Origin of the sequence: Streptomyces sp. NPDC102278 (genome assembly GCF_044766345.1) — a bacterium.
In the GTDB taxonomy this organism is placed as follows: Bacteria; Actinomycetota; Actinomycetes; order Streptomycetales; family Streptomycetaceae; genus Streptomyces.
The window spans coordinates 760,444-783,149 of sequence record NZ_JBIWLV010000001.1 but is presented as its reverse complement, the minus strand read 5'-3'; the positions used below and the strand labels follow the sequence as shown (position 1 = coordinate 783,149).

Below are 22,706 nucleotides of genomic sequence, written 5' to 3'. Positions count from 1 at the left end.
ACCAGCCTGCGGCTGCGGCTCCTCATGGTGTTCTCGCTGGTGGCGCTGACGGCCGCCGTCTCCGCCTCCGGGATCGCGTACTGGCTCAACCGCGAGGCGGTGCTCACCCGTACCCAGGACGCCGCCCTGGGGGACTTCCGGCAGGAGATGCAGAACCGTGCCGCCGCGCTGCCCGGCGACCCGACGCCCGACGAGATGCAGCGCACCGCCGAGTTGATGGCGGGCAGCAGCCCCGGGTACAGCGTGCTGCTGGTGGACGAGCGCAAGGACGGCCGCAAGGTGTTCGGCGCGGCCGGCCCGGACACCTTCGGGTTGAACGACGTGCCGAAGTCGCTGCAGAACGCCGTGAACGACCGTCAGAAGACGACGGCCGCCAACGACGCCGACTACCACATGTACTGGCAACGCACGAAGCCGCGCGGCAATCCGTACCTGGTCGGCGGGACGAGGATCGTGGGCGGCGGCCCGACCGGCTACATGTACAAGTCGCTGGCGCAGGAACGGGACGACCTGAACGCGCTGGGCTGGTCGCTGACGATCGCGACGGGCCTGGCGCTGCTCGGGTCCGCGCTGCTCGCCCAGGCCGCGGCGCGCACCGTGCTGAGGCCCGTACAGCGGCTCGGGGACGCGGCGCGGCGGCTGGGCGAGGGGGAGCTGGACCACCGGCTCGACGTGTCGGGGACCGACGAACTCGCCGACCTGGCGCACACCTTCAACAAGACGGCGGAGGCGCTGGAGAAGAAGGTGGCGGACATGAGCGCGCGGGAGGAGTCCAGCCGGCGGTTCGTCGCGGACATGTCCCACGAGCTGCGTACGCCGCTGACGGCGTTGACGGCCGTCGCGGAGGTGCTGGAGGAGGAGGTCGACGACCTCGATCCGATGATCGCGCCGGCGGTGGCCCTGGTGGTCAGCGAGACCCGGCGGCTCAACGTCCTGGTCGAGAACCTGATGGAGGTCACCCGCTTCGACGCGAGGACGGCCCGGCTGGTGCTGGACGACGTCAACGTCGCCGACCAGGTCACGGCGTGCATCGACGCGCGGGCCTGGCTCGACGCCGTGGAACTCGACGCGGAACGCGGGATCGTGGCACGGCTCGACCCGCGCCGCCTCGACGTGATCCTGGCCAACCTGATCGGCAACGCGCTCAAGCACGGCGGTTCGCCGGTGCGGGTGTCGCTGGCCGTCGACGGGGAGTGGCTGGTGATCGTGGTCAAGGACAACGGGCCGGGCATCCCCGAGGAGGTCCTCCCGCACGTCTTCGACCGGTTCTACAAGGCGAGCGCGTCCCGCCCCAAGTCGGACGGCAGCGGGTTGGGCCTGTCGATCGCGATGGAGAACGCGCACATTCACGGCGGCGACATCAGCGCCGCCAACGGGGCCGACGGCGGGGCGCTGTTCACCCTGCGACTGCCGGTGGACGTGGGGAAGGCGGTCATCCGTGACGCGGACGCGTAGGGCTCTCGCGGGCATCGCCCTCGGGATGCTGCTGACCGGCGCCTGCGGGTGCGGGATCCGGGCGACGACCGTACCCGTGGACGTCGGCGCGGCGCCCTCGCGGGTGTCCTGCGACACCCCGGAGCAGCCGGGCGGGCAGAGCGGCGCCCAGGGGATCCGCGCCACGGTGGCGCTGGTGTGCGGATCGCAGCTGGTGAACGTCGAGCGGGTGGTCCCGGTGCCCGAGAAGCGGCCGGCGCGCGACTCGCTGGTGCCGGCCGTACAGGCCCTGCTGGAGGCGTTGGAGAAGGAGCCGTCCGCGGCGGAACGGGACGCCGGTTTCACGACCGGGGTACCGGACGGGCTCCAGGCGGCGCCTGCGCGCCCGGGCGACCCGGCCGGCACGGTGCGGTTGAGTCGCAAACCGGAGGACCTGGCGCCGGTGGCGCTCTCGCAGCTGGTCTGCACGCTGGCCGACAGCGACACGGTGTCGGCGGGGCCCGGCCCCGTCGTGCTGGGCGGACCGGACGCGGATCCGCCGCGCGCGTGGGAGTGCGGCGAGGCCGTGCGCTCGCGCCCGGAGTCGGTGGCGACGCTGGGGGACGTGGTCCGCCCGTCGACGACGCCCAACCCGTCCCCCGCCCCGTAGGCCCCGGCCTGGCCCCGGCCCGGCGACGCCCTCTCGGCTCCGTCCCGGCTTGGCGCCTGGGCCGTCGTGGTCAGCTCGGTGGCCACCGCCGGTTCAGGCAGGCTTCCAAGGTGTCGATGTAGTCGGCGGACACGACGTTGGCTACCGCGGTGGTGAATTCGAGACCGGACGGGTCGCGGATGTAGGCCAGCCGCATCCATCGTTCGGCCCCGGTGCCGGCGACGTTCTCGTTGACCACGGCCATCAGTTCACCTTCGGTGCCGGACGCGATGTCGCGGACACGGCGGTGCAGGAGACGGTGGGGGACGTACTCGTACTGCTCACTCATCGGATGCCGCCTCGAAAGTGTCGAGGAAGCGCTCCCAGCCGTCCCGCGCGCGGTCGAGCAGGTCCGCGCTGGGCTCGACCGTCGCGGTCGCCCGGCTCTCTGCGGCATCTCCAGGGATCTGACGCATGGCCGCCCCTTATTGATCACGGTCGGTAGCAGTGCGACTACGAGGCTACTCGCAGAGTTTCTGTGACTCAAGAGGAATTGTTACTCGCAGGATTGCTGCGTGTCTGCGAGACTGCTGCGAATCGAAAGGAGCACGTATGGGCGAGGGATTCGGCCTGGTCGTGCGCTTCTCGTTGCGCGACCAGGATTCCGCGATGGCGTTCGACGAGCTGTGCGCGACCACCCTGGAGGGCGTCACGGGCGCGGAGCCGGGCACGCTGGCCTACCTGGTGCACGTACCGGTGGGCGAGCCCCTGGTCCGCGTGTTCTATGAGCTGTACGCGGACCGCGCGGCGTTCGATGTCCATGAGGCGCAGCCGCACACCAAGCACTTCCTCGCCCAGCGGGGCCGGTACCTTGCCGATGTCGAGGTCACGTTCCTCGACGTGGTCGGCGGGAAGGGAGCGGCGCGGCGGTGAGTGCCGAGGAGCGGCGTGTCTTTGGGGCGCGAGTGGCTGATCTGCGCAGGCAGAAGGGCGTGACGCAAGGGGAACTCGCCTCGACCATCGGTCGCACGGCGAGCTGGCTGTCCCAGGTCGAGCGAGGCATCCAGCCGGTGAACCGCCTGGACGTGCTCCGGCTTCTTGCGGACGGCCTCGGCGTGCCGCTCCAGGTTCTCCAGCCCGATGCCCCGCCCTCGGTCGAGGCTCCGCCGTCGTCCGGGGCGGAAGCGGAGGCGAACGACCTCGACCGGGCTCGTCTGGTGCTCTCCGGGCATCCCGCGCTCGATGTCCTCCTGAACCCGGTTCAGGATTTCCAGCCCGGCCACCTCGTCGGCCTTCAGGCGTCGGTGGACGAGATCTGGAAACTTGCACACGGTGCCGAGTTCGCTGAACTGAGCGCGTCGGTAGGCGTGTTGGTCCCGGAGCTGGAACGGGCCTGCCGGGTGGCGCCGGTCGAGTACCGCCCCCGACTGCACGATCTGCTGGCGAGGACCTACCAGGCCCTCGCCGCGGCTTTCGTGCGTCAGCACGAGGCGGATGCCGCATGGGTCGCGGCGGACCGGGCGATTCGTGAGGCCGAGCTCTCCGGCGATCCGCTGAGCGTGTTCGCCGGTGTCTACCGGCTGTGTCACGCCTTCGTGCGTCTGAAGCACCTCGACCAGGCGGAGCGTGCCGCGTCCACGGCTGTCAGGGCCCTCGAACATGCCGGAGCCGGCGAGCCCACACCCCCATACCTTTCCGTCCTGGGATCGCTGCACCTGGTCCTGGCGCTCGTCCATGCCCGTTCGGGCGCGAGATCTGCCGCGAGGCGACAGATCGACACCGCTCGGAGCGTCGGCCGCCGGCTGGGCGAGGACCGTAACGACTTCAACCTCGAATTCGGTCCGACGAACGTGGAGATCCAGGCCGTCTCGACCGCAGTCGACCTCGGCGACGCGGGTGAAGCCCTCGATCTCGCCAGGGGACTCCGTACGGACGGCCTGTCCGCCGAGCGGCGGGCCCGCCTGCTGATGGACACGGGCCGAGCACACGCGCAACGTCGCCAGTACGCGGACGCACTCGACTGCCTGCTGCGCGCCGAGGAACTGGCACCCGAGATGATCCGTACCCACGTCGCGGCGCGCACGGTCATCAGCGATCTCGTGCTCGGCGCGGGACGTACCGCGTCCGACGAACTCCGGGCTCTGGCCAGGCGCACGGACAGCCTCGGTTGAGAAGCCGACGGCCCCCTGAACCGGTTTGGGTTCAGGGGGCCGTCGGGCGGCGGGCCGGTGGGCGGCGGGCCGGTGGGCTAGATGCCCGCCGCCGCCGCGAGGTCCTTCTTGATCGCGTCCAGGATCTCCTGGCCGCGGGTGCGGGCCGGGGCCAGGTCGGAGGCTTCCGCCACCGGGACCACGACCTCCAGGTAGCACTTCAGCTTCGGCTCCGTGCCCGACGGGCGGACGATCACCCGGGCCTTGTGGTCACCGTCGAGGTGGTACCGCAGGCCGTCCGTCGGCGGCAGGGACGCCGTGCCCTGGTTCAGGTCCTCCGCGCTCACGACGCGCAGGCCCGCCAGGGAGGTCGGCGGCTGCGCCCGCAGCCGCGCCATCGCCGAGGCGATGACGGACAGGTCCGAGACGCGGACCGACAGCTGGTCGGTGGCGTGCAGACCGTGGGTCATCGCCAGGTCGTCCAGCAGGTCGGACAGGGTCCGGCCCTGCTCCTTGAGCTCCGAGGCCAGCTCCGCCACCAGCAGGGCGGCGCTCACGCCGTCCTTGTCGCGGACGCCCTCGGGGTCCACGCAGTAGCCGAGCGCCTCCTCGTAGCCGTAGCGCAGGCCCTCCACGCGGGCGATCCACTTGAAGCCCGTCAGGGTCTCCTCGTAGCCGACGCCCGCCGCCTCGGCGATCCGGCCCAGCAGGCTGGACGAGACGATCGACTCGGCGAAGACGCCCCGCGCGCCCTTGGCGACGAGGTGGGCCGCCAGCAGCGCGCCGACCTCGTCGCCGCGCAGCATCCGCCAGCCACCGTCGTCGGTGGGGACGGCCACCGCGAGGCGGTCCGCGTCGGGGTCGTTCGCGATCACGATGTCCGGCAGCACCTCGGCGGCCTTCGCGAAGGACAGGTCCATCGCGCCCGGCTCCTCCGGGTTCGGGAAGGCGACCGTCGGGAAGTCCGGGTCCGGCTCCGCCTGCTCGGCGACGAGCACCGGGGTCGGGAAGCCGTGCCGGGCGAAGGCCGCCATCACGACGTCCTTGCCGACGCCGTGCATGGCCGTGTACACGGTCCGCACGCCTCGGGGGGACCCGGCGGTGAGGACCTCGTCCGTACGGGCCAGGTAGGCCTCCAGCACCTCGTCGTCGAGGTCCTGCCAACCGGACTTCGGACGGGGGACGTCCGCGAGCGCGGCGACCGCGGCGATCTCCGCGGCGATCCCGGAGTCCGCCGGGGAGACGATCTGGGAGCCGTCGCCGAGGTAGACCTTGTAGCCGTTGTCCCGCGGGGGGTTGTGGCTCGCGGTCACCTCGACGCCGGCGACGGCGCCCAGGTGCCGTATGGCGAACGCGAGGACGGGCGTCGGCAGCGGACGCGGCAGGACGGCCGCGCGCAGCCCGGCGCCGACCATGACGGCGGCGGTGTCGCGGGCGAAGTCCGCGGACTTGTGGCGCGCGTCGTAGCCGATGACGACCAGGCCGCCGTCGTGGCCCTGGGCCTTCAGGTAGGCCGCCAGGCCCGCGGCGGCGCGGATGACCACGTTGCGGTTCATCCGCATCGGGCCCGCGCCCAGCTCGCCGCGCAGTCCGGCGGTGCCGAACTGGAGCATGCCGGAGAAGCGGTCCGCGAGCTCCGCGGTGTCCCCGGCCTCGATGAGCGCGCTCAGCTCGGCCGCGGTCTCCGGGTCCGGGTCCTCCGCCAGCCAGGCCCGCGCCCGGGTGATCAGGTCGTCCTGTTCCTGCACTACTTCCGCCTTACCTCTCGTACGGTGCCGGTGGCTGTCCCCGCTCAGATGCGGGCGAGGACCTGGGTCAGCAGCTTGCCCATGCGCGCGGCCGAGTCACGGCCGGCCTGGAGCACCTCTTCGTGGTTGAGGGGCTCGCCGGAGATGCCCGCCGCCAGGTTGGTGACCAGGGAGATCCCGAGCACCTCGGCGCCGGCCTCACGGGCGGCGATGGCCTCCAGCACGGTGGACATGCCGACCAGGTCGGCGCCCATGACGCGGATCATGTTGATCTCGGCCGGGGTCTCGTAGTGCGGGCCGGGGAACTGGACGTAGACGCCCTCTTCGAGGGTCTCGTCGATCTCCTTGCACATCGCGCGCAGGCGGGGCGAGTAGAGGTCGGTGAGGTCCACGAAATTGGCGCCGACGATCGGCGAGGTGGCGGTGAGGTTCAGGTGGTCGCTGATCAGGACGGGCTGGCCGGGCTTCATGCCCTCGCGCAGGCCGCCGCAGCCGTTGGTCAGCACGACGGTCTTGCAACCGGCGGCGACGGCGGTACGGACGCCGTGGGCGACGGCGGCGACGCCGCGGCCCTCGTAGTAGTGGGTCCGGCCGAGGAAGAGCAGCGCGCGCTTGTCGCCGATCTTGTACGAGCGGATCTTGCCGCCGTGGCCCTCGACCGCGGGCGGCGGGAAGCCGGGCAGCTCGGTGACGGGGAATTCGGCCTCGGGCGCACCGAGCGCCTCTGCGGCGGGGGCCCAGCCGGAGCCCATGACGAGGGCGACATCGTGGGATTCGGCGCCGGTCAGCTCACGCAGGCGGGCGGCTGCGGCGGTGGCGTCGGCGAAGGGGTCGGTAACAGATGCGTTCACCGGACGAGCGTAACCGGTGTTGGCCTACGCGCGTAGATGGCGCAGCTCACGGTGTTCGGATCGTTGCTTTGTCGTTTCCGCCGAATCGTCCCGAAGCGGGTGGGGCTCGGCGGCGGGCTCAGCAGGGGCGCTTGCGCAGTTCCATCACGTAGTCGTGCGGGGCGCCCGCGGATTCGGCCGCGTCGGCGACCTCGCCGAGGTAGCGGGCGGAGGGCAGACCGCCCTCGTAGCCGTTCAGGACGTAGATCCAGGCGGCTTCCTCGCCTTCCAGGGTGTGGACCCGCACCCGCATCCGGCGGTAGATGTCCAGCCCGACGCCCTCCCAGCGGTCCAGGGAGTCCTCGTCCAGCGGGGCGACGTCGTACAGCGCGACGAAGACCTGGTGGCGGGGGGCTTCGACGAGCGTGACCAGTGCGCCCTCCCAGCCCATCTGCTCGCCGCCGAAGGTCAGCCGCCAGTCGTTGATCCAGCCCGTGCCGCGCAGCGGCGAATGGGGAGCACGGCGCGTCATCAGCCGCGGGTCGAGGTTGCCGGCGTACGCGGCGTAGAGCGACATGTGGTCGAGGGTACGGGAGGGGCGGGGATCACCGCGTGCCCGGATGGCGGGACCGGGCGAGAAGCACCTTGATGCGTGCGGGACAATGGGGCACGGAATGCATCCCCCGGGGAGACCCCCGGAACCCCCGGCCGGGGGCGGCACCGGCCGGGTAGACGTGAGGCGGAGTTTTCGTGACCCGGATCGTGATCATCGGCGGTGGACCCGGCGGATATGAGGCGGCCCTCGTGGGCGCCCAGCTCGGCGCGGAGGTGACCGTCGTCGATTGCGACGGTCTGGGCGGTGCGTCGGTGCTCACCGACTGCGTGCCCTCGAAGACCCTCATCGCGACCGCCGAGGTCATGACGACCTTCGATTCCTCGTACGAGGAGCTCGGGATCGTCGTCGCGGACGACACCCCGCACATCGAACAGGCCGCGCGCGTCGTCGGCGTCGACCTGGGCAAGGTCAACCGGCGCGTCAAGCGCCTCGCGCTCGCCCAGTCCCACGACATCACCGCCTCCGTCACCCGCGCCGGCGCCCGTGTCATGCGCGGCCGCGCCAAGCTCGGCGGCCCGCAGGGCATCGACGGCACCCGGGACGTGATCGTCACCGCGGCCGACGGCACGGAGACGATCCTCACCACCGACGCCGTGCTGATCGCGACCGGCGGCACCCCCCGGGAGATCCCGGACGCGATGCCCGACGGCGAGCGGATCCTGAACTGGACCCAGGTCTACGACCTGGAGGAGCTCCCCGAGGAGCTCATCGTGGTCGGCTCGGGCGTCACCGGCGCGGAGTTCGCCGGCGCGTACCAGGCGCTCGGCTCCCGGGTGACCCTGGTGTCCTCGCGCGACCGGGTGCTGCCCGGCGAGGACCCCGACGCGGCCGCCGTCCTGGAGGACGTGTTCCGCCGCCGCGGCATGAACGTCATCGGCCGCTCGCGCGCCGAGTCCGCCAAGCGGGTCGGGGACCGGGTCGAGGTCACGCTGTCCGACGGGCGCGTCCTCACCGGCACCCACTGCCTGATGGCGGTCGGCGCGATCCCCAACACCGCGAACATGAACCTGGAGGAGTCCGGGGTCCGGCTCAAGGAGTCCGGGCACATCTGGACCGACAAGGTCTCCCGCACCTCCTCGCCGGGCGTCTACGCCGCCGGTGACGTGACCGGGATCTTCGCGCTCGCCTCCGTCGCCGCCATGCAGGGCCGCATCGCGATGTACCACTTCCTCGGCGACGCGGTGACCCCGCTGAACCTCAAGACGGTCTCCTCCAACGTCTTCACCGACCCCGAGATCGCCACCGTCGGCTACACGCAGGCCGACGTGGACTCCGGCAAGATCGACGCCCGCGTGGTGAAGCTCCCGCTGCTGCGCAACCCGCGCGCCAAGATGCAGGGGATCCGGGACGGCTTCGTGAAGCTGCTCTGCCGCCCGGGCACCGGCATCGTCGTCGGCGGCGTGGTCGTCGCGCCGCGCGCGAGCGAATTGATCCACCCGATCTCGATCGCGGTCGACAACAACCTGACGGTCGAGCAGATCGCAAACACGTTCACCGTGTACCCCTCGCTGTCCGGTTCGATCGCGGAGGCGGCGCGCCAGTTGCACAGCCGAAAGGCCGCCGGCGAGGCGTAGGCCCGTCAATCGCCTTTCGGTGCAGGGAGGTTGGGGCGTCAGTGAGTGGAGTGGCGGACTGTTCACGAAACTGTCCGACCGCGTATACCACTAGTCGCCCCACCTTACGGACAACTTCGGTATTCCGGCGCAAAGAGCTGAAAGCAGACGGTCGTTGGGGTTACTGTCAGTTTCGTGTTCGCTGCAGAACGTCGCCAATTGATCCTCGAAATGGTGCGGGCCAACGGAGCGGTATCGCTTCGTGAGCTCGCCCGCGTCGTCCAGACCTCCGAAGTGACCGTACGGCGGGACGTGCGGGCACTGGAGGCAGAAGGACTCCTCGACCGCCGGCACGGCGGTGCGGTATTGCCGGGCGGATTCACGCGAGAGTCCGGCTTTCCGCAAAAGTCCCATCTCGCGACGGCGGAGAAGACCGCCATTGCCGATGTCGCGGCCGGCCTCGTCGAAGAGGGCGAAGCCATCGTCGTCGGCGCCGGTACCACGACGCAGGAGCTGGCCCGCCGGCTCGCCCGCGTGCCCGGACTGACCGTCGTCACCAACTCGCTGCTCGTCGCCCAGGCACTGGCCCACGCCAACCGGGTGGAAGTGGTGATGACCGGCGGAACGCTGCGCGGGTCCAACTACGCTCTCGTCGGCAGCGGCGCCGAGCAGTCCCTCCAGGGGCTGCGGGTGTCCCGGGCCTTCCTGTCGGGGAGCGGGCTGACCGCCGAGCGCGGGCTGTCCACCTCCAACATGCTCTCCGCGAGCGTGGACCGGGCGCTGGTGCAGGCCGCCGCGGAGGTCGTCGTACTCGCCGACCACACCAAGCTCGGTACGGACACCATGTTCCAGACCGTACCGACGGACGTGATGACGCGGCTGGTGACCGACGAGCCACCACCGCACGACGAGCGGGCGGGTACGGAACTGCAGGCGCTGGCCGATCAGGGCGTGCAGATCACGGTGGCCGGCTCGGTCGCCTCCGGTGGTGGCGACGGGATGCAGGGGCGGCGGCCCCGCCGGGAATCCCCGCTGCCGGTGCAGCGGCGGGGCGGTCCGACCGCTCAGCTGCGCAGCGCGCCCGCCGGAATGCTGGAACAGCAGGCCGGGGAGCGGGCGCGGGTCGCGGACATGCGGCGTCGCTAGGCCCGGGCCCTTTTTCGGGCCCTTCCGTTCTCATGTCGAAGGCCCCGCCCGGTGATCCGGGCGGGGCCTTCGACATGAGAACGGGACGGTGGTCAGTCCTTGATCTCGCAGATGGTGGCGCCGGAGGTGAGGGAGGCGCCTACTTCGGCCTTGAGGCCGACGACGGTGCCGGAGCGGTGTGCGTTGAGGGGTTGTTCCATCTTCATGGCCTCGAGGACGACGATGAGGTCGCCTTCGTTGACCTGTTGGCCTTCCTCGACGGCGATCTTGACGATGGTTCCCTGCATGGGGGAGGCCAGGGTGTCGCCGGAGGCGGCGGGGCCGGACTTCTTGGCGGCGCGGCGCTTGGGCTTGGCGCCGCCGGCGGCGGCGGTGCGGGCCAAGGTCATGCCCAGCGAGGAGGGGAGGGATACCTCCAGGCGCTTGCCGCCGACCTCGACGACGACGGTCTCGCGGCCGGGTTCGTCCTCGGCGTCCTCCGCGGCCGGGGCCACGAACGCCTTGATGTCGTTGACGAACTCGGTTTCGATCCAGCGGGTGTGGACCGTGAAGGGTCCCTCCGTGGGGGCGAAAGCGGGGTCGGTGACGACGGCGCGGTGGAAGGGGAGGGCGGTGGCCATGCCCTCGATCTCGAACTCCTCCAGCGCGCGGGCCGCGCGCTGCAGGGCCTGTTCGCGGGTGGCGCCGGTGACGATCAGCTTCGCCAGGAGGGAGTCCCACGCCGGTCCGATGACCGAGCCGGACTCGACGCCGGCGTCGAGGCGCACGCCCGGGCCGGAGGGGGGTGCGAAGCGGGTGACGGTGCCGGGGGCGGGCAGGAAGCCGCGGCCGGGGTCCTCGCCGTTGATGCGGAACTCGAAGGAGTGTCCGCGCAGGATCGGGTCGCCGTAGCCGAGGTGCTCGCCGTCGGCGATGCGGAACATCTCGCGGACCAGGTCGATGCCGGTGACCTCCTCGGTGACCGGGTGCTCGACCTGGAGGCGGGTGTTGACCTCCAGGAAGGAGATCAGGCCGTCGGCGGAGACCAGGAACTCCACGGTGCCCGCGCCGACGTAGCCGGCTTCCTTCAGGATGGCTTTGGAGGCGGCGTACAGCTCGGCGTTCTGGGCGTCGGTCAGGAACGGGGCGGGGGCTTCCTCGACCAGTTTCTGGTGGCGGCGCTGGAGCGAGCAGTCGCGGGTGGAGACGACCACGACGTTGCCGTGGGTGTCGGCCAGGCACTGCGTCTCCACGTGGCGGGGCTTGTCGAGGTAGCGCTCGACGAAGCACTCCCCGCGGCCGAACGCGGCGACGGCCTCACGGACGGCGGAGTCGTACAGCTCGGGGACCTCTTCGAGGGTCCGGGCGACCTTCAGGCCGCGACCGCCGCCGCCGAAGGCGGCCTTGATCGCGATGGGCAGGCCGTGTTCCTTGGCGAACGCCACGACCTCCTCGGATCCGGAGACCGGGTCGGGGGTGCCGGCGACGAGCGGGGCGCCGGCGCGCTGGGCGATGTGGCGGGCGGCGACCTTGTCACCCAGGTCGCGGATGGCCTGCGGCGGCGGACCGATCCACGTCAGGCCCGCGTCCAGGACGGCCTGGGCGAACTCGGCGTTCTCCGACAGGAACCCGTATCCGGGGTGGATGGCGTCCGCGCCGGAGTCCGCCGCCGCCTGCAGGACCTTCGCGATGTCGAGGTAACTGGCGGCCGGGGTGTCACCGCCCAACGCGAAAGCCTCGTCGGCCGCGCGGACGTGCAGAGCGTCCCGGTCCGGGTCGGCGTAGACGGCTACGCTCGCGATCCCGGCATCCCGGCAGGCCCGAGCAACGCGGACAGCGATTTCGCCACGGTTGGCGATGAGCACCTTGCGCACGATGGCTCCCTCCTTGAAACAACCTGAGTTTAGGGACAGCCCACACGGCCTTTCGACCCTGATCCAGAGGTGAGCTTGCCCACACAGAGTGTGATGCGAGTCTGGCTCGAGGCCGGAAAGCCCTTGTGGCGCCCCAGGCAAGGGGGATCCCCGACTGCACAGTAACCCCGTGACGTGTCCGAGGTCTCTGTCCGGCGGGTCAGCGGCCCCGGGTGATTCTTTGTCGAGTCCCTACGAACGGGCCACGCTTTCTTTGCTTGATCGATGCACGGACCCCCTCTCGGACAACGAACCTGCCCGCACCCCTTGTCCCGGGGATTACCCGTTAGTAGCCTCCAGGCGTCGAACAGGCTTGTGGCTTGTGGGGAGGGGAGCGTCGTGCTGCGCAGAATCGTGGCCGGCGTGGCGGCGGTCGTGCTCGTCGCGGAAGCGGCGTTGCTCGTCCTCGTCCACGTCGTGTTGGGAAAGACGACCGCGAACCAGTCCATGTCGATCGCCGGCATGGATCCGGACGTCATGTCCAAGGCGACCTACGGGATGGGCGCCGGCATCGGCGCGTTCCTGCTGCTGTGCGCCGTGCTGCTGGGCATCGTCGCCGTGCGGGACCGGGCCCCGGGCCGCTTCGCCCGCATCGTCCTCGTCGTCGCGGCCGTCACCCACGTGGTGCTCGGCGCGCTGGCCGTGGCGCTGATCGGCTGGTCCGCCTTCGCGGCGACCATGCTGATCCTGTGCCTGATCGTGCTGGTCCTGACGCTTCCCGCGCCGGCCGGTGGGGCGCCGGACGCCGGGCCCCGGGACGCCCTGCCCCGGGAGGTCCCGCCGCCTCCGCCGCACGGAGAACTCAAGCCCACAAATCCGTGATGGACACGCCCAGTTCGCCGAGCAGCGAGCGCAGCAGCGGCAGGGAGATCCCGATCACATTGCCGTGATCGCCGTCGATCCCGTCGATGAACGGCGCCGACAGGCCGTCCAGGGTGAAGGCCCCGGCCACGTGCAGCGGCTCCCCGCTGGCCACGTACGCCGCCACCTCCGCGTCGGAAGGCTCGCCGAAACGGACCGTCGTGGACGCGGTGGCCGAGACCCGGAGGCCGCTCGCGGTGTCGATGACGCAGTGCCCGGTGCGCAGGACGCCCGCCCGACCGCGCATCGACTTCCAGCGGGCCGTGGCCTCCTCGGCGTCCGCCGGCTTGCCCAGCGCCTCGCCGTCCAGCTCCAGCACCGAGTCGCAGCCGATCACCAGGGCGCCCGCGGTCTCGTCCAGGGCCGCCACCACGGCCGCCTTGGCCTCGGCCAGGGCCAGCGCCAGTTCGGAGGGGGTGTCGGCGCTCAGCGTGTCCTCGTCGAAGCCGCTGACGATCACGTGCGGGGCGAGCCCGGCCTGTCGCAGCAGGTTCAGTCGGGCGGGGGAGGCGGAGGCGAGAACGAGCGCGCGCGGTTCAGCAGCAGTCATGCCCGCCATCGTAGGGCCGGCGACCGGGGGCGCAGGAGGGCTCTAGAAGCGGTCCACGCCCAGGACGTACACCACCACGATCATGGCGAGCGCGAGCACCACGATCATTCTCCGGACCATGGCCTGGGCCTCGCGCATGTCCTTCGGGGGCTCGTCCTTCGGGTCTGACCAGAGCATGCGTCGATCCTGTCCCGCGGGACGCCGATGGCGCCTGAGTACCCGTACTCAGGCGCCACCGTCCGTTCGCGTCATCTTCGGCCCGCGGCCGGGTCCCCGTACCGCCACCGAAAGAGACGACCTAGCCGGGCCAGTACGTGCGGCCCCACGCGCGCGGCCCCGGCTGCGGCAGGCGCCGCCGGGCCGTCCGGGCCGGCGAGGCCCACTCGTCCTTGACCCGGGAGGCGCCCGGCGGCACGGAGGCCAGTGCCGCCGCGCGCGCTTGGACCACCGCCAGTGCGGCGGCCAACTCCTCCGGGGTCGGGTTCCCCTTGACGACCTTGATCACCACTGTGAGCTCCTCGGGGGCCTAGAGGGGGATGTTGCCGTGCTTCTTCGGGGGCAGGGACTCCCGCTTGGTCCGCAGCTGGCGCAGCCCCTTCACCACGTGCGCCCGGGTCTCGGACGGCATGGTCACCGCGTCGACGTACCCGCGCTCGGCGGCGGTGTACGGGTTGAGCAGCGCGTCCTCGTACTCGGCGATCAGGCGGGCGCGCGTCTCGTCCACCTGCTCGGGGGCGGTCTCGGCGAGGGTGCGGCGGTGCAGGATGTTCACCGCGCCCTGGGCGCCCATGACGGCGATCTGGGCGGTCGGCCAGGCCAGGTTGAGGTCCGCGCCGAGGTGCTTGGAGCCCATGACGTCGTAGGCGCCGCCGAAGGCCTTGCGGGTGATGACGGTGATCAGGGGGACGGTGGCCTCGGCGTACGCGTAGATCAGCTTCGCGCCGCGCCGGATGATTCCGTTGTACTCCTGGTCCGTGCCCGGCAGGAAGCCCGGGACGTCGACGAACGTCAGCACCGGGATGTTGAAGGCGTCGCAGGTCCGCACGAACCGGGCGGCCTTCTCGGAGGCGTTGATGTCCAGGCAGCCGGCGAACTGCATCGGCTGGTTCGCGACGATGCCGACCGGGTGGCCCTCGACGCGGCCGAAGCCCGTGAGGATGTTCGGCGCGAACAGCGACTGCGTCTCCAGGAACTCCGCGTCGTCGACCACGTGCTCGATCACGGTGTGCATGTCGTACGGCTGGTTCGCGCTGTCCGGGATGAGCACGTCGAGCTCGCGGTCCGTGTCGGTGACCTCGGTGTCCGCGTCCTCCGGGAAGGCGGGCGGCTCGGAGAGGTTGTTCGACGGCAGGTACGCGAGGAGCGACTTGACGTACTCGATCGCGTCCTTCTCGTCGCCGGCCATGTGGTGGGCCACGCCCGAGGTGGAGTTGTGGGTGCGGGCGCCGCCCAGCTCCTCGAAGCCCACGTCCTCGCCGGTGACCGTCTTGATGACGTCCGGGCCGGTGATGAACATGTGCGAGGTCTGGTCGACCATGACCGTGAAGTCGGTGATGGCGGGCGAATAGACGGCGCCGCCGGCGCAGGGCCCCACGACCAGACTGATCTGCGGGATCACGCCCGAGGCGTGCACGTTGCGGCGGAAGATCTCGCCGTACATGCCCAGCGCGCTGACACCCTCCTGGATGCGGGCGCCGCCGGAGTCGTTGATGCCGACGAGCGGGCATCCGGTCTTCAGCGCGAAGTCCATGACCTTCATGATCTTCTGGCCGTAGACCTCGCCGAGGGCGCCGCCGAAGACCGTGAAGTCCTGCGAGAACACGGCCACCGGCCGGCCGTCCACCGTGCCGTAGCCGGTGACGACGCCGTCGCCGTACGGACGGGTGTTCTCCAGCCCGAAGTTGGTCGACCGGTGGCGGGCGAACTCGTCGAGTTCGACGAACGACCCCTCGTCAAGCAGCAGGGCGACCCGCTCACGCGCCGTCAGCTTCCCCTTGGCGTGCTGCTTCTCCACGGCCCGCGCGGACCCTGCGTGCGTGGCTTCGTCGATGCGTCGCCGCAGGTCCGCGATCTTGCCCGCGGTCGTGTGCGTGTCGATCGGCTCTGAGGGTTGTGACATCGGGGTCGCGGCTCCCTGTGTGGTGTCAACTGCCTGGTCAATTGATTGACTACTGCTGGCTACTGGTGCGTAGCGTATCGGCGGGCATGGCGCTCGGCAGTGCGGCGTTTGACACACCTACTGTGGCTTGCATGACGCCATCAGATGCATCAGCCGGAACTCCGACCGGAGGTTCCGCGGGCCGCTGGTCCAGCCTCGACCGGCCGCCGTTGAACGCCGCCGCCCTGCGCCGGGCGCTCGTCGTCGAGGACGGGCTGTGGACCTCACTGGAGGTCGTGCCCGCCACCGGGTCCACCAACACCGACCTCGCCGCCCGGGCCGCGACGCTGCCCGAGGGAGCCGTGCTCGTCGCCGAGGAGCAGACCGCCGGGCGCGGGCGACTCGACCGGACCTGGACGGCGCCCGCGCGGTCCGGGCTGTTCTTCTCCGTGCTGCTCAAGCCCGGGCCGGACGTACCGCAGGAGCGGTGGGGCTGGCTGACCCTGCTGGCCGGCGTGGCCACCGCGACGGGGCTGTCCCGGGCGGCGGGCGTGGACACCGCGCTCAAGTGGCCCAACGACCTGCTGGTCACCGTGGACGGCGGGGAACGCAAGACCGGCGGGATCCTCGCGGAGCGTGTCGGCGACGGGGTCGTCGTCGGCATCGGGCTCAACGTCACCCTGACCGAGGACGAGCTGCCGGTGGACACCGCCGGTTCCCTGGCCCTGGCCAAGGCGACCGTCACCGACCGGGACCCGCTGCTCAGGGCCGTGCTGCGGTCCCTGGAGCAGTGGTACGAGAACTGGCGCGCGGCCGGCGGCGACCCTGCGACCAGCGGGCTCCAGGAGACGTACGCGGCGGGTTGCGCGACGCTGGGCAAGCACGTGCGCGCGGAGCTGCCCGGCGGACGCACGCTCACCGGGACGGCCGAAGCGGTCGACGCGGACGGTCGGCTCGTCATCCGGACGGCCGACGACGAGCACGAGGCCGTGGGCGCCGGCGACGTCGTCCACCTGCGGTCGACCCATTAGGCGTACCCGCCCCGGGGCGGCCCGGGGCGGTCCCGCGCGGCGGGGTCGGCGGGCCGGGGACCCCGCCCGGGTCGCGGGCCGCCGGAGCAGGGGAGTGAGCTACGGCACACCTGCCGTATGGTTTAGGCGATCCCGGTCCTCCCGGTGATCAATCGGTTCGGAAGTCGGAATTGCGCACGGAATGGACAGGAGGCGGCCCTTGACCGTCGACGACTCAACGTCCAGTGCGCCCGCGTCCGGCTCGTCCGGCTCATCCGCCGGCACCCCGATCGGGCGTGACCAGCACCATCCCCACCACGAGGTCGACCACACGGCGCAGCCGACGGCCGACCCGCTCGCCATCCGCCTGGAACAGCTGATCCTGGGCGCCGAGCGCCGGTACACGCCCTTCCAGGCGGCCCGCAGCGCCGGGGTCTCGATGGAGCTCGCCTCCCGCTTCTGGCGGGCCATGGGCTTCGCGGACATCGGCCAGGCCAAGGCCCTGACGGAGGCGGACGTACTGGCGCTGCGCCGACTCGCCGGTCTGGTGGAGGCCGGCCTGCTGAGCGAGCCGATGGCGGTGCAGGTGGCGCGGTCCACCGGCCAGACCACCGCCCGTCTGGCCGAATGGCAGATCGACTCCTTCCTGGAAGGGCTGACGGAGCCGCCGGAGCCGGGGATGACCCGTACGGAGGTCACGTACCCGCTGGTCGAGCTGCTGCTCCCGGAGCTGGAGGAGTTCCTCGTCTACGTGTGGCGGCGCCAGCTGGCGGCCGCGACCGGACGCGTGGTGCAGGTCGCGGACGACGAGGAGATGGTCGACCGGCGGCTCGCGGTGGGCTTCGCGGACCTGGTGGGCTTCACCCGCCTCACCCGGCGGCTGGAGGAGGAGGAGCTCGGCGAACTCGTCGAGGCCTTCGAGACCACGGCGGCCGACCTGGTCGCCGCGCACGGCGGCCGACTGATCAAGACCCTCGGCGACGAGGTGCTGTACTGCGCCGACGACGCGGCGACGGCGGCGGAGATCGCGCTGCGGCTGATCGAGACGATGGGCGCCGATCCGCAGATGCCGGAACTGCGGGTCGGGATCGCCTTCGGCACGGTGACGACCCGGATGGGCGACGTCTTCGGGACCACGGTGAACCTGGCGAGCCGGCTGACGTCCATAGCCCCCAAGGACGCGGTGCTGGTGGACGGGGCGATGGCCGAGGAACTCGGTCGGACCGGGGCCGCGCCACTGTCGGAGAAGGAAGCCGCGGCCGAGGAGGGCGGCGGCGCGTACCGCTTCGCGCTCCAGCCGATGTGGCAGCGGCCGGTGCGTGGGCTCGGGGTCGTCGAACCCTGGTCGCTGACGCGGAGGACACCTAGGATCCCCGGGTAACGTTCGTTAACCGGGAGGGTCCCCAGTGCCTGTGGAGTCGGAGTTCGTAGCGGTGCGTCGGCACGGTGACGACGGGGTCGTGGAGCTGGTCCTGGACCGCCCCAAGGCCATGAACGCGGTGTCGACGGACATGGCCCGGGCCATCGGCGCCGCGTGCGCGTCGCTGGCCGCGGACGCCTCGGCGCGGGTGGTCGTACTGACCTCGACCGCGGAGCGGGCCTTCTGCGTCGGAGCGGACCTCAAGGAACGGAACTCGCTGTCGGATGCCGAGCTGCTGCGGCAGCGGCCGACCACGCGCGGGGCGTACGGGGGCGTGCTGGACCTGCCGATGCCGACGATCGCCGCGGTGCACGGGTTCGCGCTGGGCGGCGGCTTCGAGCTGGCCCTGGCCTGCGACGTGATCGTGGCGGACGAGACGGCCGTGGTCGGCCTGCCCGAGGTGTCGGTCGGCGTCATCCCGGGCGGCGGCGGCACGCAACTGCTGCCCCGACGGGTGGGCGCGGCCCGGGCGGCGGAACTGATCTTCACGGCGCGGCGGGTCGAGGCGGCCGAGGCGCTGGGCCTGGGCCTGGTGGACTCGGTGGTCGCGGCGGGCTCGGACCGTACGGAGGCGCTGGCGCTGGCCGGGCGGATGGCGGCGAACTCGCCGATCGGACTGCGCGCGGCCAAGCGGGCGCTGCGGCTGGGACACGGCATGGACCTGACGGCCGGCCTGGAGATCGAGGACGCGGCCTGGCGGACGGTGGCCTTCTCCGGGGACCGGGCGGAGGGTGTGGCGGCGTTCAACGAGAAGCGGAAGCCGCGCTGGACGTAGGCCTGCCGGCCGGGGGTGGGGCGGGTCGGGGCCCTGGGGCCCCGATGGCCCCTGGACCTCGGGGTGCGGGTGCGGGTGCGGGTGTGCGTGCGGCGCCGTTGCGGGGGCGCTGCCCCCGGGCCCCCGCGCCGCAAACGCCGGCGGGGCTGGAGTTGGCGCGGCTGCGGGGCGGTGGGGAAGGTACGAAATTGGACAAAACTCCCTAGTCTGGGGGGATGGGAGTCGACGGGCGGCTGAGAGCCGTCGTGGGCCTCGCGCAGGCCATGGCGGCCGCCTGCCTGCCGCGGGACAGCGTGCGGGCCGCCGCGCGGGGCGCGCGGCTGGCCATGGACGGGTCGTTCGCCGCCATCTCCGCGTGGGAGCGCGAGCGGGGACGGCTTCGGGTGCTCGTCAACGAGGGGGAGCGGCGGGCCGGGGAGGTGGAGTTCCCCGAGGACGAGTCCTATCCCGTGCACGACTTCCCGGAGATCACCGAGTTCCTGCACGAGCGCTGGGCGGGCGGCGGCGGTCCGCACGCCTGGGTCGAGAGCGCGGTCGGGGACCGGCCCGGCCGGCGCGGCGAGGCCCTGCGCCGGCGCGGGCGGGGGACCTGCGTGGTCGCGCCCATCGTGCTCAGCGGGCGGGCCTGGGGCGAGCTGTACGTGGCCCGGGACGAGGGGCTGCCGGACTTCGACGAGGACGACGCGGAGTTCGCGACGGTACTGGCCGCCGTGGTGGCGGCGGGTCTCGCGCAGAACGAGCGGCTCGAAGAGGCCCGGCGGCTGGCCTTCACCGATCCGCTGACCGGGCTCGCCAATCGGCGGGCCGTGGACATGCGGCTGGACGAGGCCCTGGAGGAGCACCGGCGCTCCGGGGCGGTCGTCAGCCTGGCCGTCTGTGACCTGAACGGCCTCAAGAAGGTCAACGACACCTTCGGTCACGCCATGGGCGACCGTCTCCTGGAGCGGTTCGGGTCCGTGCTGAGCCTGTGCGGGGCCATGCTGCCGGGCGCGCTGGTGGCCCGGCTCGGTGGCGACGAGTTCTGCCTGGTGAGCCTGGGGCCGTCGGCGGACGAGGTGGTGCGGGCGTCCGAGGAGCTGTGCCTGCGGGCCGCCGAGCTGGAACTCGGCGAGGGGGTGGCCTGCGGGGTCGCCTCGACCGGGGACCCCATCGGGCCGGTGCAGTCCTCCCGGCGGCTCTTCAGGCTCGCGGACGCCGCCCAGTACAAGGCCAAGGCCGCGCGTTCGCCCCGGCCCGTGGTGGCCGGGCGGGACACGGCCGTGGTGCGGCTCGCGGACGCCGCGCAGGAGGCGGCGGGGGAGCGGCGGCGCTTCCGCGGCCGGGCCTGAGCGGGCCGATCCCCGGTCGGACGGGGGCGGTGACGGCGCGTAAGGGGCCCTCTTCGAACTGGCTAGTGACATGAAGGGATTCAGTCCGTAGGGTGCTGAATATGGATATGCACACTGTCGTGGTGGGGACGTCCGGGACCACCGCCGAGGACGTCATCGCCGTCGCCCGCGGCAACGCGCGCGTCGAGCTGTCCGGCGAGGCTCTCGACGCCCTGGCCCGCGCCCGCGAGATCGTCGACGCGCTCGCCGCCAAGCCCGAGCCCGTCTACGGGGTGTCCACCGGGTTCGGCGCCCTGGCCTCCCGGCACATCAGCCCCGAGCTGCGCGCGCAGCTCCAGCGCAACATCGTCCGCTCGCACGCCGCCGGCATGGGCCCGCGCGTCGAGCGGGAGGTCGTGCGCGCCCTGATGTTCCTGCGACTGAAGACCGTCGCCTCGGGACACACCGGCGTGCGCCCCTCCGTCGCCCAGACCATGGTGGACGTGCTCAACGCCGGGATCACCCCCGTCGTCCACGAGTACGGCTCCCTCGGCTGCTCCGGTGACCTCGCACCGCTGTCCCACTGCGCGCTCGCGCTCATGGGCGAAGGCGACGCCGAGGGCCCCGACGGGTCCGTCCGGCCCGCCGGCGAGCTGCTCGCCGAGGCCGGGATCGAGCCGGTCGAGCTCCGCGAGAAGGAGGGGCTCGCCCTCCTCAACGGCACCGACGGCATGCTCGGCATGCTGGTCATGGCCCTCGCGGACCTCGCCAAGCTGTACACGTCCGCCGACATCACCGCCGCGCTGACGCTGGAGGCGCTGCTCGGTTCCGAGAAGGTCCTCGCCCCCGAGCTGCACGCCATCCGCCCGCACCCGGGCCAGGGAGCCTCCGCCGCCAACATGGCCGTCGTCCTGAGCGGCTCCGGTCTCACCGGCCACTTCCAGGAGGAATCCGCCCCCCGCGTCCAGGACGCCTACTCGGTGCGCTGCGCCCCGCAGGTCGCCGGCGCGGGCCGCGACACCATGGCGCACGCCGCCCTGGTCGCCTCCCGGGAACTGGCCGCCGCCGTCGACAACCCGGTGGTGCTGCCCGACGGCCGCGTGGAGTCCAACGGCAACTTCCACGGCGCCCCCGTCGCGTACGTCCTGGACTTCCTGGCCATCGCCGCCGCCGACCTCGGCTCCATCGCCGAACGGCGCACCGACCGGCTGCTCGACAAGAACCGCTCGCACGGCCTGCCGCCGTTCCTCGCGGACGACGCCGGCGTGGACTCGGGCCTCATGATCGCCCAGTACACGCAGGCCGCCCTGGTCAGCGAGATGAAGCGGCTCGCGGTGCCCGCGTCCGCCGACTCGATCCCCTCCTCCGCCATGCAGGAGGACCACGTCTCCATGGGCTGGTCGGCCGCGCGCAAGCTCCGTACGGCCGTCGACAACCTGACCCGGATCGTCGCCATCGAGCTGTACGCGGCCACCCGGGCCATCGAACTGCGCCACGGGCTCACCGCGGCCCCGGCCAGCCGGGCCGCGATCGCGGCTGCCCGCGCGGCCGGCGTCCAGGGCCCCGGGCCGGATCGTTTCCTCGCCCCCGACCTGGCCGCCGCCGACGCCTTCGTTCGATCGGGTGAACTCGTCCGGGCGGTCGAGACGGTGACCGGTCCGCTCGCCTGACCCGTCACGGCTCGCCCGACCGGCGACACTACGACGAAGGGCCGCGCCCGGGGCGAACCCCCGGTGCGCGGCCCTTTCACGTCGTTGATCGGACGCGGTGCCCCGCGGGACCCGCGCGCGGGCGCTACTCGGCGCGGGAGCGGCGTACGGAGAAGGTCACGAACCCCGCCCCGAGCCCCAGGAAGAGGGTGCCGCCCATCAGGTAGGGCGTGGTGTCGATACCGCCGGTGTCGGCGAGGTGGAGAACGACCTCCCGGGTCTCCGCGTGGTTCACGACCATGTCGGAGGACGTGATCGTGCCCGTGTTGGCGGGGGCGGGCGCCCCGGAGGATCCCGCCGCTTGCCCTGGTGCGGTGGCATTGGCCGACGGCACGAACCAGAGGGCGGCGAGGAGGGTGGTCGCTCCGAGAGCGGTGAGCAGCGGTCGACGTGCGGACACGGTGCGATCCCCCTTGTGGCAGCAGCGAATTGGCCGTGTGCGCCGATGCTAATGAAAGGGGCGGGTCGTGGGAAAGTCGGGGCCGCCACCGGATTACTCTCCGTCGTATGAACCCTTCTGAGACATCACGGTACGTACGACTTCGGGTTGATTTGGTCCTCGAAGTGACCGACACCACCGCACTGACCGGAGCGGCGCTCGCCCACATCAAGGCCGACGAGTTCATGCCGGACGAGGAGCGCGGCCACGCGGAGGCGGCGGTGCGCGACGACGAGTCGGAGGCCCTGGCCTACCTCGTCGACCCCACTGACCTGGTCACGGACATTCCCGGAGTGGAACTCGCCCAGGCCTCCTGGAGCAGCGAGCCCGCCGAATACGACCCCGAGTCCATGGAGTGGGACCTGGACGAGGAAGATGGGGACCACGACGAAGAGCCGACCGACAACGCGTGACCGTGGGGTTTCACACATTCGAACCGGATGTGGAACCGAACAGGGTCGTCTGAGCGTTGTTGATCCGTGGCAGGGGGGCGTGCCCCCCTGTCCGGTAGGGATACCGCCCGGCGGTAGCCGGGTGGAG

General features: G+C 71.9%; 24 protein-coding genes. 13 read left to right on the top strand and 11 right to left on the bottom strand.

The genetic code is table 11. From position 1 onward, the window contains the following. Positions 1 to 24 precede the first annotated feature (24 nt). Both ACIRO3_RS03575 and ACIRO3_RS03570 read left to right on the top strand, forming a co-directional pair. Complete coding sequence (locus tag ACIRO3_RS03575; protein WP_404132351.1) at positions 25 to 1,455, top strand: ATP-binding protein; 1,431 nt, start codon at positions 25 to 27, stop codon at positions 1,453 to 1,455. After that, positions 1,439 to 2,083, top strand: a complete 645-nt coding sequence (locus tag ACIRO3_RS03570) for a hypothetical protein (RefSeq protein WP_404131946.1) — start codon at positions 1,439 to 1,441, stop codon at positions 2,081 to 2,083. The genes ACIRO3_RS03575 and ACIRO3_RS03570 overlap by 17 nt, the downstream gene beginning before the upstream one ends. Before the next feature lie 70 nt (positions 2,084 to 2,153). On the opposite strand, the gene ACIRO3_RS03565 is transcribed toward ACIRO3_RS03570, so the two are convergent. Together ACIRO3_RS03565 and ACIRO3_RS03560 are read right to left on the bottom strand one after the other, a co-directional pair. After that, positions 2,154 to 2,411, bottom strand: coding sequence for a hypothetical protein (locus ACIRO3_RS03565; RefSeq protein ID WP_366001010.1), 258 nt, complete (start codon positions 2,409 to 2,411; stop codon positions 2,154 to 2,156). After that, positions 2,404 to 2,538 (bottom strand): hypothetical protein, encoded by a 135-nt coding sequence (locus ACIRO3_RS03560; protein WP_404131944.1) that lies wholly within the window; start codon positions 2,536 to 2,538, stop codon positions 2,404 to 2,406. Before ACIRO3_RS03560 ends, ACIRO3_RS03565 begins: the two co-directional genes overlap by 8 nt. A 136-nt stretch (positions 2,539 to 2,674) precedes the next feature. On the opposite strand from ACIRO3_RS03560, the gene ACIRO3_RS03555 reads away from it, so the two are divergent. After that, positions 2,675 to 2,995, top strand: a complete 321-nt coding sequence (locus tag ACIRO3_RS03555) for a putative quinol monooxygenase (protein WP_404131941.1) — start codon at positions 2,675 to 2,677, stop codon at positions 2,993 to 2,995. Then, complete coding sequence (locus tag ACIRO3_RS03550; protein WP_404131939.1) at positions 2,992 to 4,233, top strand: helix-turn-helix domain-containing protein; 1,242 nt, start codon at positions 2,992 to 2,994, stop codon at positions 4,231 to 4,233. The genes ACIRO3_RS03555 and ACIRO3_RS03550 overlap by 4 nt, the downstream gene beginning before the upstream one ends. Positions 4,234 to 4,310: 77 nt before the next feature. On the opposite strand, the gene ACIRO3_RS03545 is transcribed toward ACIRO3_RS03550, so the two are convergent. The 3 genes from ACIRO3_RS03545 to ACIRO3_RS03535 all read right to left on the bottom strand — a co-directional run bounded on the left by ACIRO3_RS03545 (position 4,311) and on the right by ACIRO3_RS03535 (position 7,367). Continuing rightward, positions 4,311 to 5,960, bottom strand: a complete 1,650-nt coding sequence (locus tag ACIRO3_RS03545; protein ID WP_404131936.1) for a phospho-sugar mutase — start codon at positions 5,958 to 5,960, stop codon at positions 4,311 to 4,313. A gap of 44 nt (positions 5,961 to 6,004) precedes the next feature. Further along, positions 6,005 to 6,811, bottom strand: a complete 807-nt coding sequence (locus tag ACIRO3_RS03540) for a purine-nucleoside phosphorylase (protein WP_053682712.1) — start codon at positions 6,809 to 6,811, stop codon at positions 6,005 to 6,007. Positions 6,812 to 6,929: 118 nt separating this feature from the next. Beyond that, complete coding sequence (locus ACIRO3_RS03535) at positions 6,930 to 7,367, bottom strand: gamma-glutamylcyclotransferase (protein WP_404131933.1); 438 nt, start codon at positions 7,365 to 7,367, stop codon at positions 6,930 to 6,932. 173 nt (positions 7,368 to 7,540) lie between these two features. Between ACIRO3_RS03535 and ACIRO3_RS03530 the strand changes: the two genes are divergently transcribed. Then, entirely contained in the window at positions 7,541 to 8,980 is a 1,440-nt protein-coding gene (locus ACIRO3_RS03530) for an NAD(P)H-quinone dehydrogenase (RefSeq protein ID WP_361778394.1), read from the top strand. A gap of 210 nt (positions 8,981 to 9,190) precedes the next feature. Then, complete coding sequence (locus ACIRO3_RS03525) at positions 9,191 to 10,105, top strand: DeoR/GlpR family DNA-binding transcription regulator (protein WP_404132348.1); 915 nt, start codon at positions 9,191 to 9,193, stop codon at positions 10,103 to 10,105. Positions 10,106 to 10,197: 92 nt separating this feature from the next. On the opposite strand, the gene ACIRO3_RS03520 is transcribed toward ACIRO3_RS03525, so the two are convergent. Next, positions 10,198 to 11,958: an acetyl/propionyl/methylcrotonyl-CoA carboxylase subunit alpha gene (locus tag ACIRO3_RS03520; RefSeq protein WP_404131930.1), complete on the bottom strand. Its 1,761-nt coding sequence runs from the start codon at positions 11,956 to 11,958 to the stop codon at positions 10,198 to 10,200. 378 nt (positions 11,959 to 12,336) lie between these two features. On the opposite strand from ACIRO3_RS03520, the gene ACIRO3_RS03515 reads away from it, so the two are divergent. Continuing rightward, positions 12,337 to 12,819 carry a hypothetical protein gene (locus ACIRO3_RS03515; RefSeq protein WP_404131927.1) on the top strand — a complete coding sequence of 161 codons (483 nt, stop codon included), beginning with the start codon at positions 12,337 to 12,339 and terminating at the stop codon, positions 12,817 to 12,819. Here ACIRO3_RS03515 and ACIRO3_RS03510 read toward each other — a convergent pair. From ACIRO3_RS03510 to ACIRO3_RS03495, 4 genes are all read right to left on the bottom strand, one after another. Next, positions 12,800 to 13,417 (bottom strand): Maf family protein, encoded by a 618-nt coding sequence (locus ACIRO3_RS03510; protein WP_404131925.1) that lies wholly within the window; start codon positions 13,415 to 13,417, stop codon positions 12,800 to 12,802. The two genes, ACIRO3_RS03515 and ACIRO3_RS03510, sit on opposite strands and share 20 nt — an antisense overlap. 33 nt (positions 13,418 to 13,450) lie before the next feature. Then, positions 13,451 to 13,585, bottom strand: a complete 135-nt coding sequence (mmpB, locus tag ACIRO3_RS03505; RefSeq protein WP_404131922.1) for a morphogenic membrane protein MmpB — start codon at positions 13,583 to 13,585, stop codon at positions 13,451 to 13,453. 121 nt (positions 13,586 to 13,706) lie between these two features. Further along, positions 13,707 to 13,916, bottom strand: a complete 210-nt coding sequence (locus tag ACIRO3_RS03500) for an acyl-CoA carboxylase epsilon subunit (RefSeq protein ID WP_351753598.1) — start codon at positions 13,914 to 13,916, stop codon at positions 13,707 to 13,709. Positions 13,917 to 13,934: 18 nt separating this feature from the next. Then, positions 13,935 to 15,527: an acyl-CoA carboxylase subunit beta gene (locus ACIRO3_RS03495; RefSeq protein ID WP_365998012.1), complete on the bottom strand. Its 1,593-nt coding sequence runs from the start codon at positions 15,525 to 15,527 to the stop codon at positions 13,935 to 13,937. 131 nt (positions 15,528 to 15,658) lie between these two features. On the opposite strand from ACIRO3_RS03495, the gene ACIRO3_RS03490 reads away from it, so the two are divergent. The 5 genes from ACIRO3_RS03490 to hutH all read left to right on the top strand — a co-directional run bounded on the left by ACIRO3_RS03490 (position 15,659) and on the right by hutH (position 21,688). Continuing rightward, entirely contained in the window at positions 15,659 to 16,537 is an 879-nt protein-coding gene (locus ACIRO3_RS03490; protein ID WP_361771943.1) for a biotin--[acetyl-CoA-carboxylase] ligase, read from the top strand. Positions 16,538 to 16,736: 199 nt separating this feature from the next. Then, positions 16,737 to 17,897: an adenylate/guanylate cyclase domain-containing protein gene (locus tag ACIRO3_RS03485; protein ID WP_404131917.1), complete on the top strand. Its 1,161-nt coding sequence runs from the start codon at positions 16,737 to 16,739 to the stop codon at positions 17,895 to 17,897. Positions 17,898 to 17,922: 25 nt separating this feature from the next. Further along, entirely contained in the window at positions 17,923 to 18,711 is a 789-nt protein-coding gene (locus ACIRO3_RS03480; protein ID WP_404131914.1) for an enoyl-CoA hydratase/isomerase family protein, read from the top strand. Positions 18,712 to 18,926: 215 nt separating this feature from the next. Next, complete coding sequence (locus tag ACIRO3_RS03475; RefSeq protein WP_361771946.1) at positions 18,927 to 20,039, top strand: GGDEF domain-containing protein; 1,113 nt, start codon at positions 18,927 to 18,929, stop codon at positions 20,037 to 20,039. A gap of 107 nt (positions 20,040 to 20,146) precedes the next feature. After that, positions 20,147 to 21,688 carry a histidine ammonia-lyase gene (gene hutH / locus ACIRO3_RS03470; RefSeq protein ID WP_404132345.1) on the top strand — a complete coding sequence of 514 codons (1,542 nt, stop codon included), beginning with the start codon at positions 20,147 to 20,149 and terminating at the stop codon, positions 21,686 to 21,688. A 124-nt stretch (positions 21,689 to 21,812) separates the two neighbouring features. Here the strand turns inward: hutH and ACIRO3_RS03465 are convergent, their stop codons facing one another. Further along, complete coding sequence (locus tag ACIRO3_RS03465; RefSeq protein WP_365998014.1) at positions 21,813 to 22,127, bottom strand: LPXTG cell wall anchor domain-containing protein; 315 nt, start codon at positions 22,125 to 22,127, stop codon at positions 21,813 to 21,815. Positions 22,128 to 22,291: 164 nt separating this feature from the next. Between ACIRO3_RS03465 and ACIRO3_RS03460 the strand changes: the two genes are divergently transcribed. Beyond that, positions 22,292 to 22,579 (top strand): hypothetical protein, encoded by a 288-nt coding sequence (locus ACIRO3_RS03460; protein ID WP_361771948.1) that lies wholly within the window; start codon positions 22,292 to 22,294, stop codon positions 22,577 to 22,579. The last annotated feature ends 127 nt before the right edge of the window (positions 22,580 to 22,706 follow it).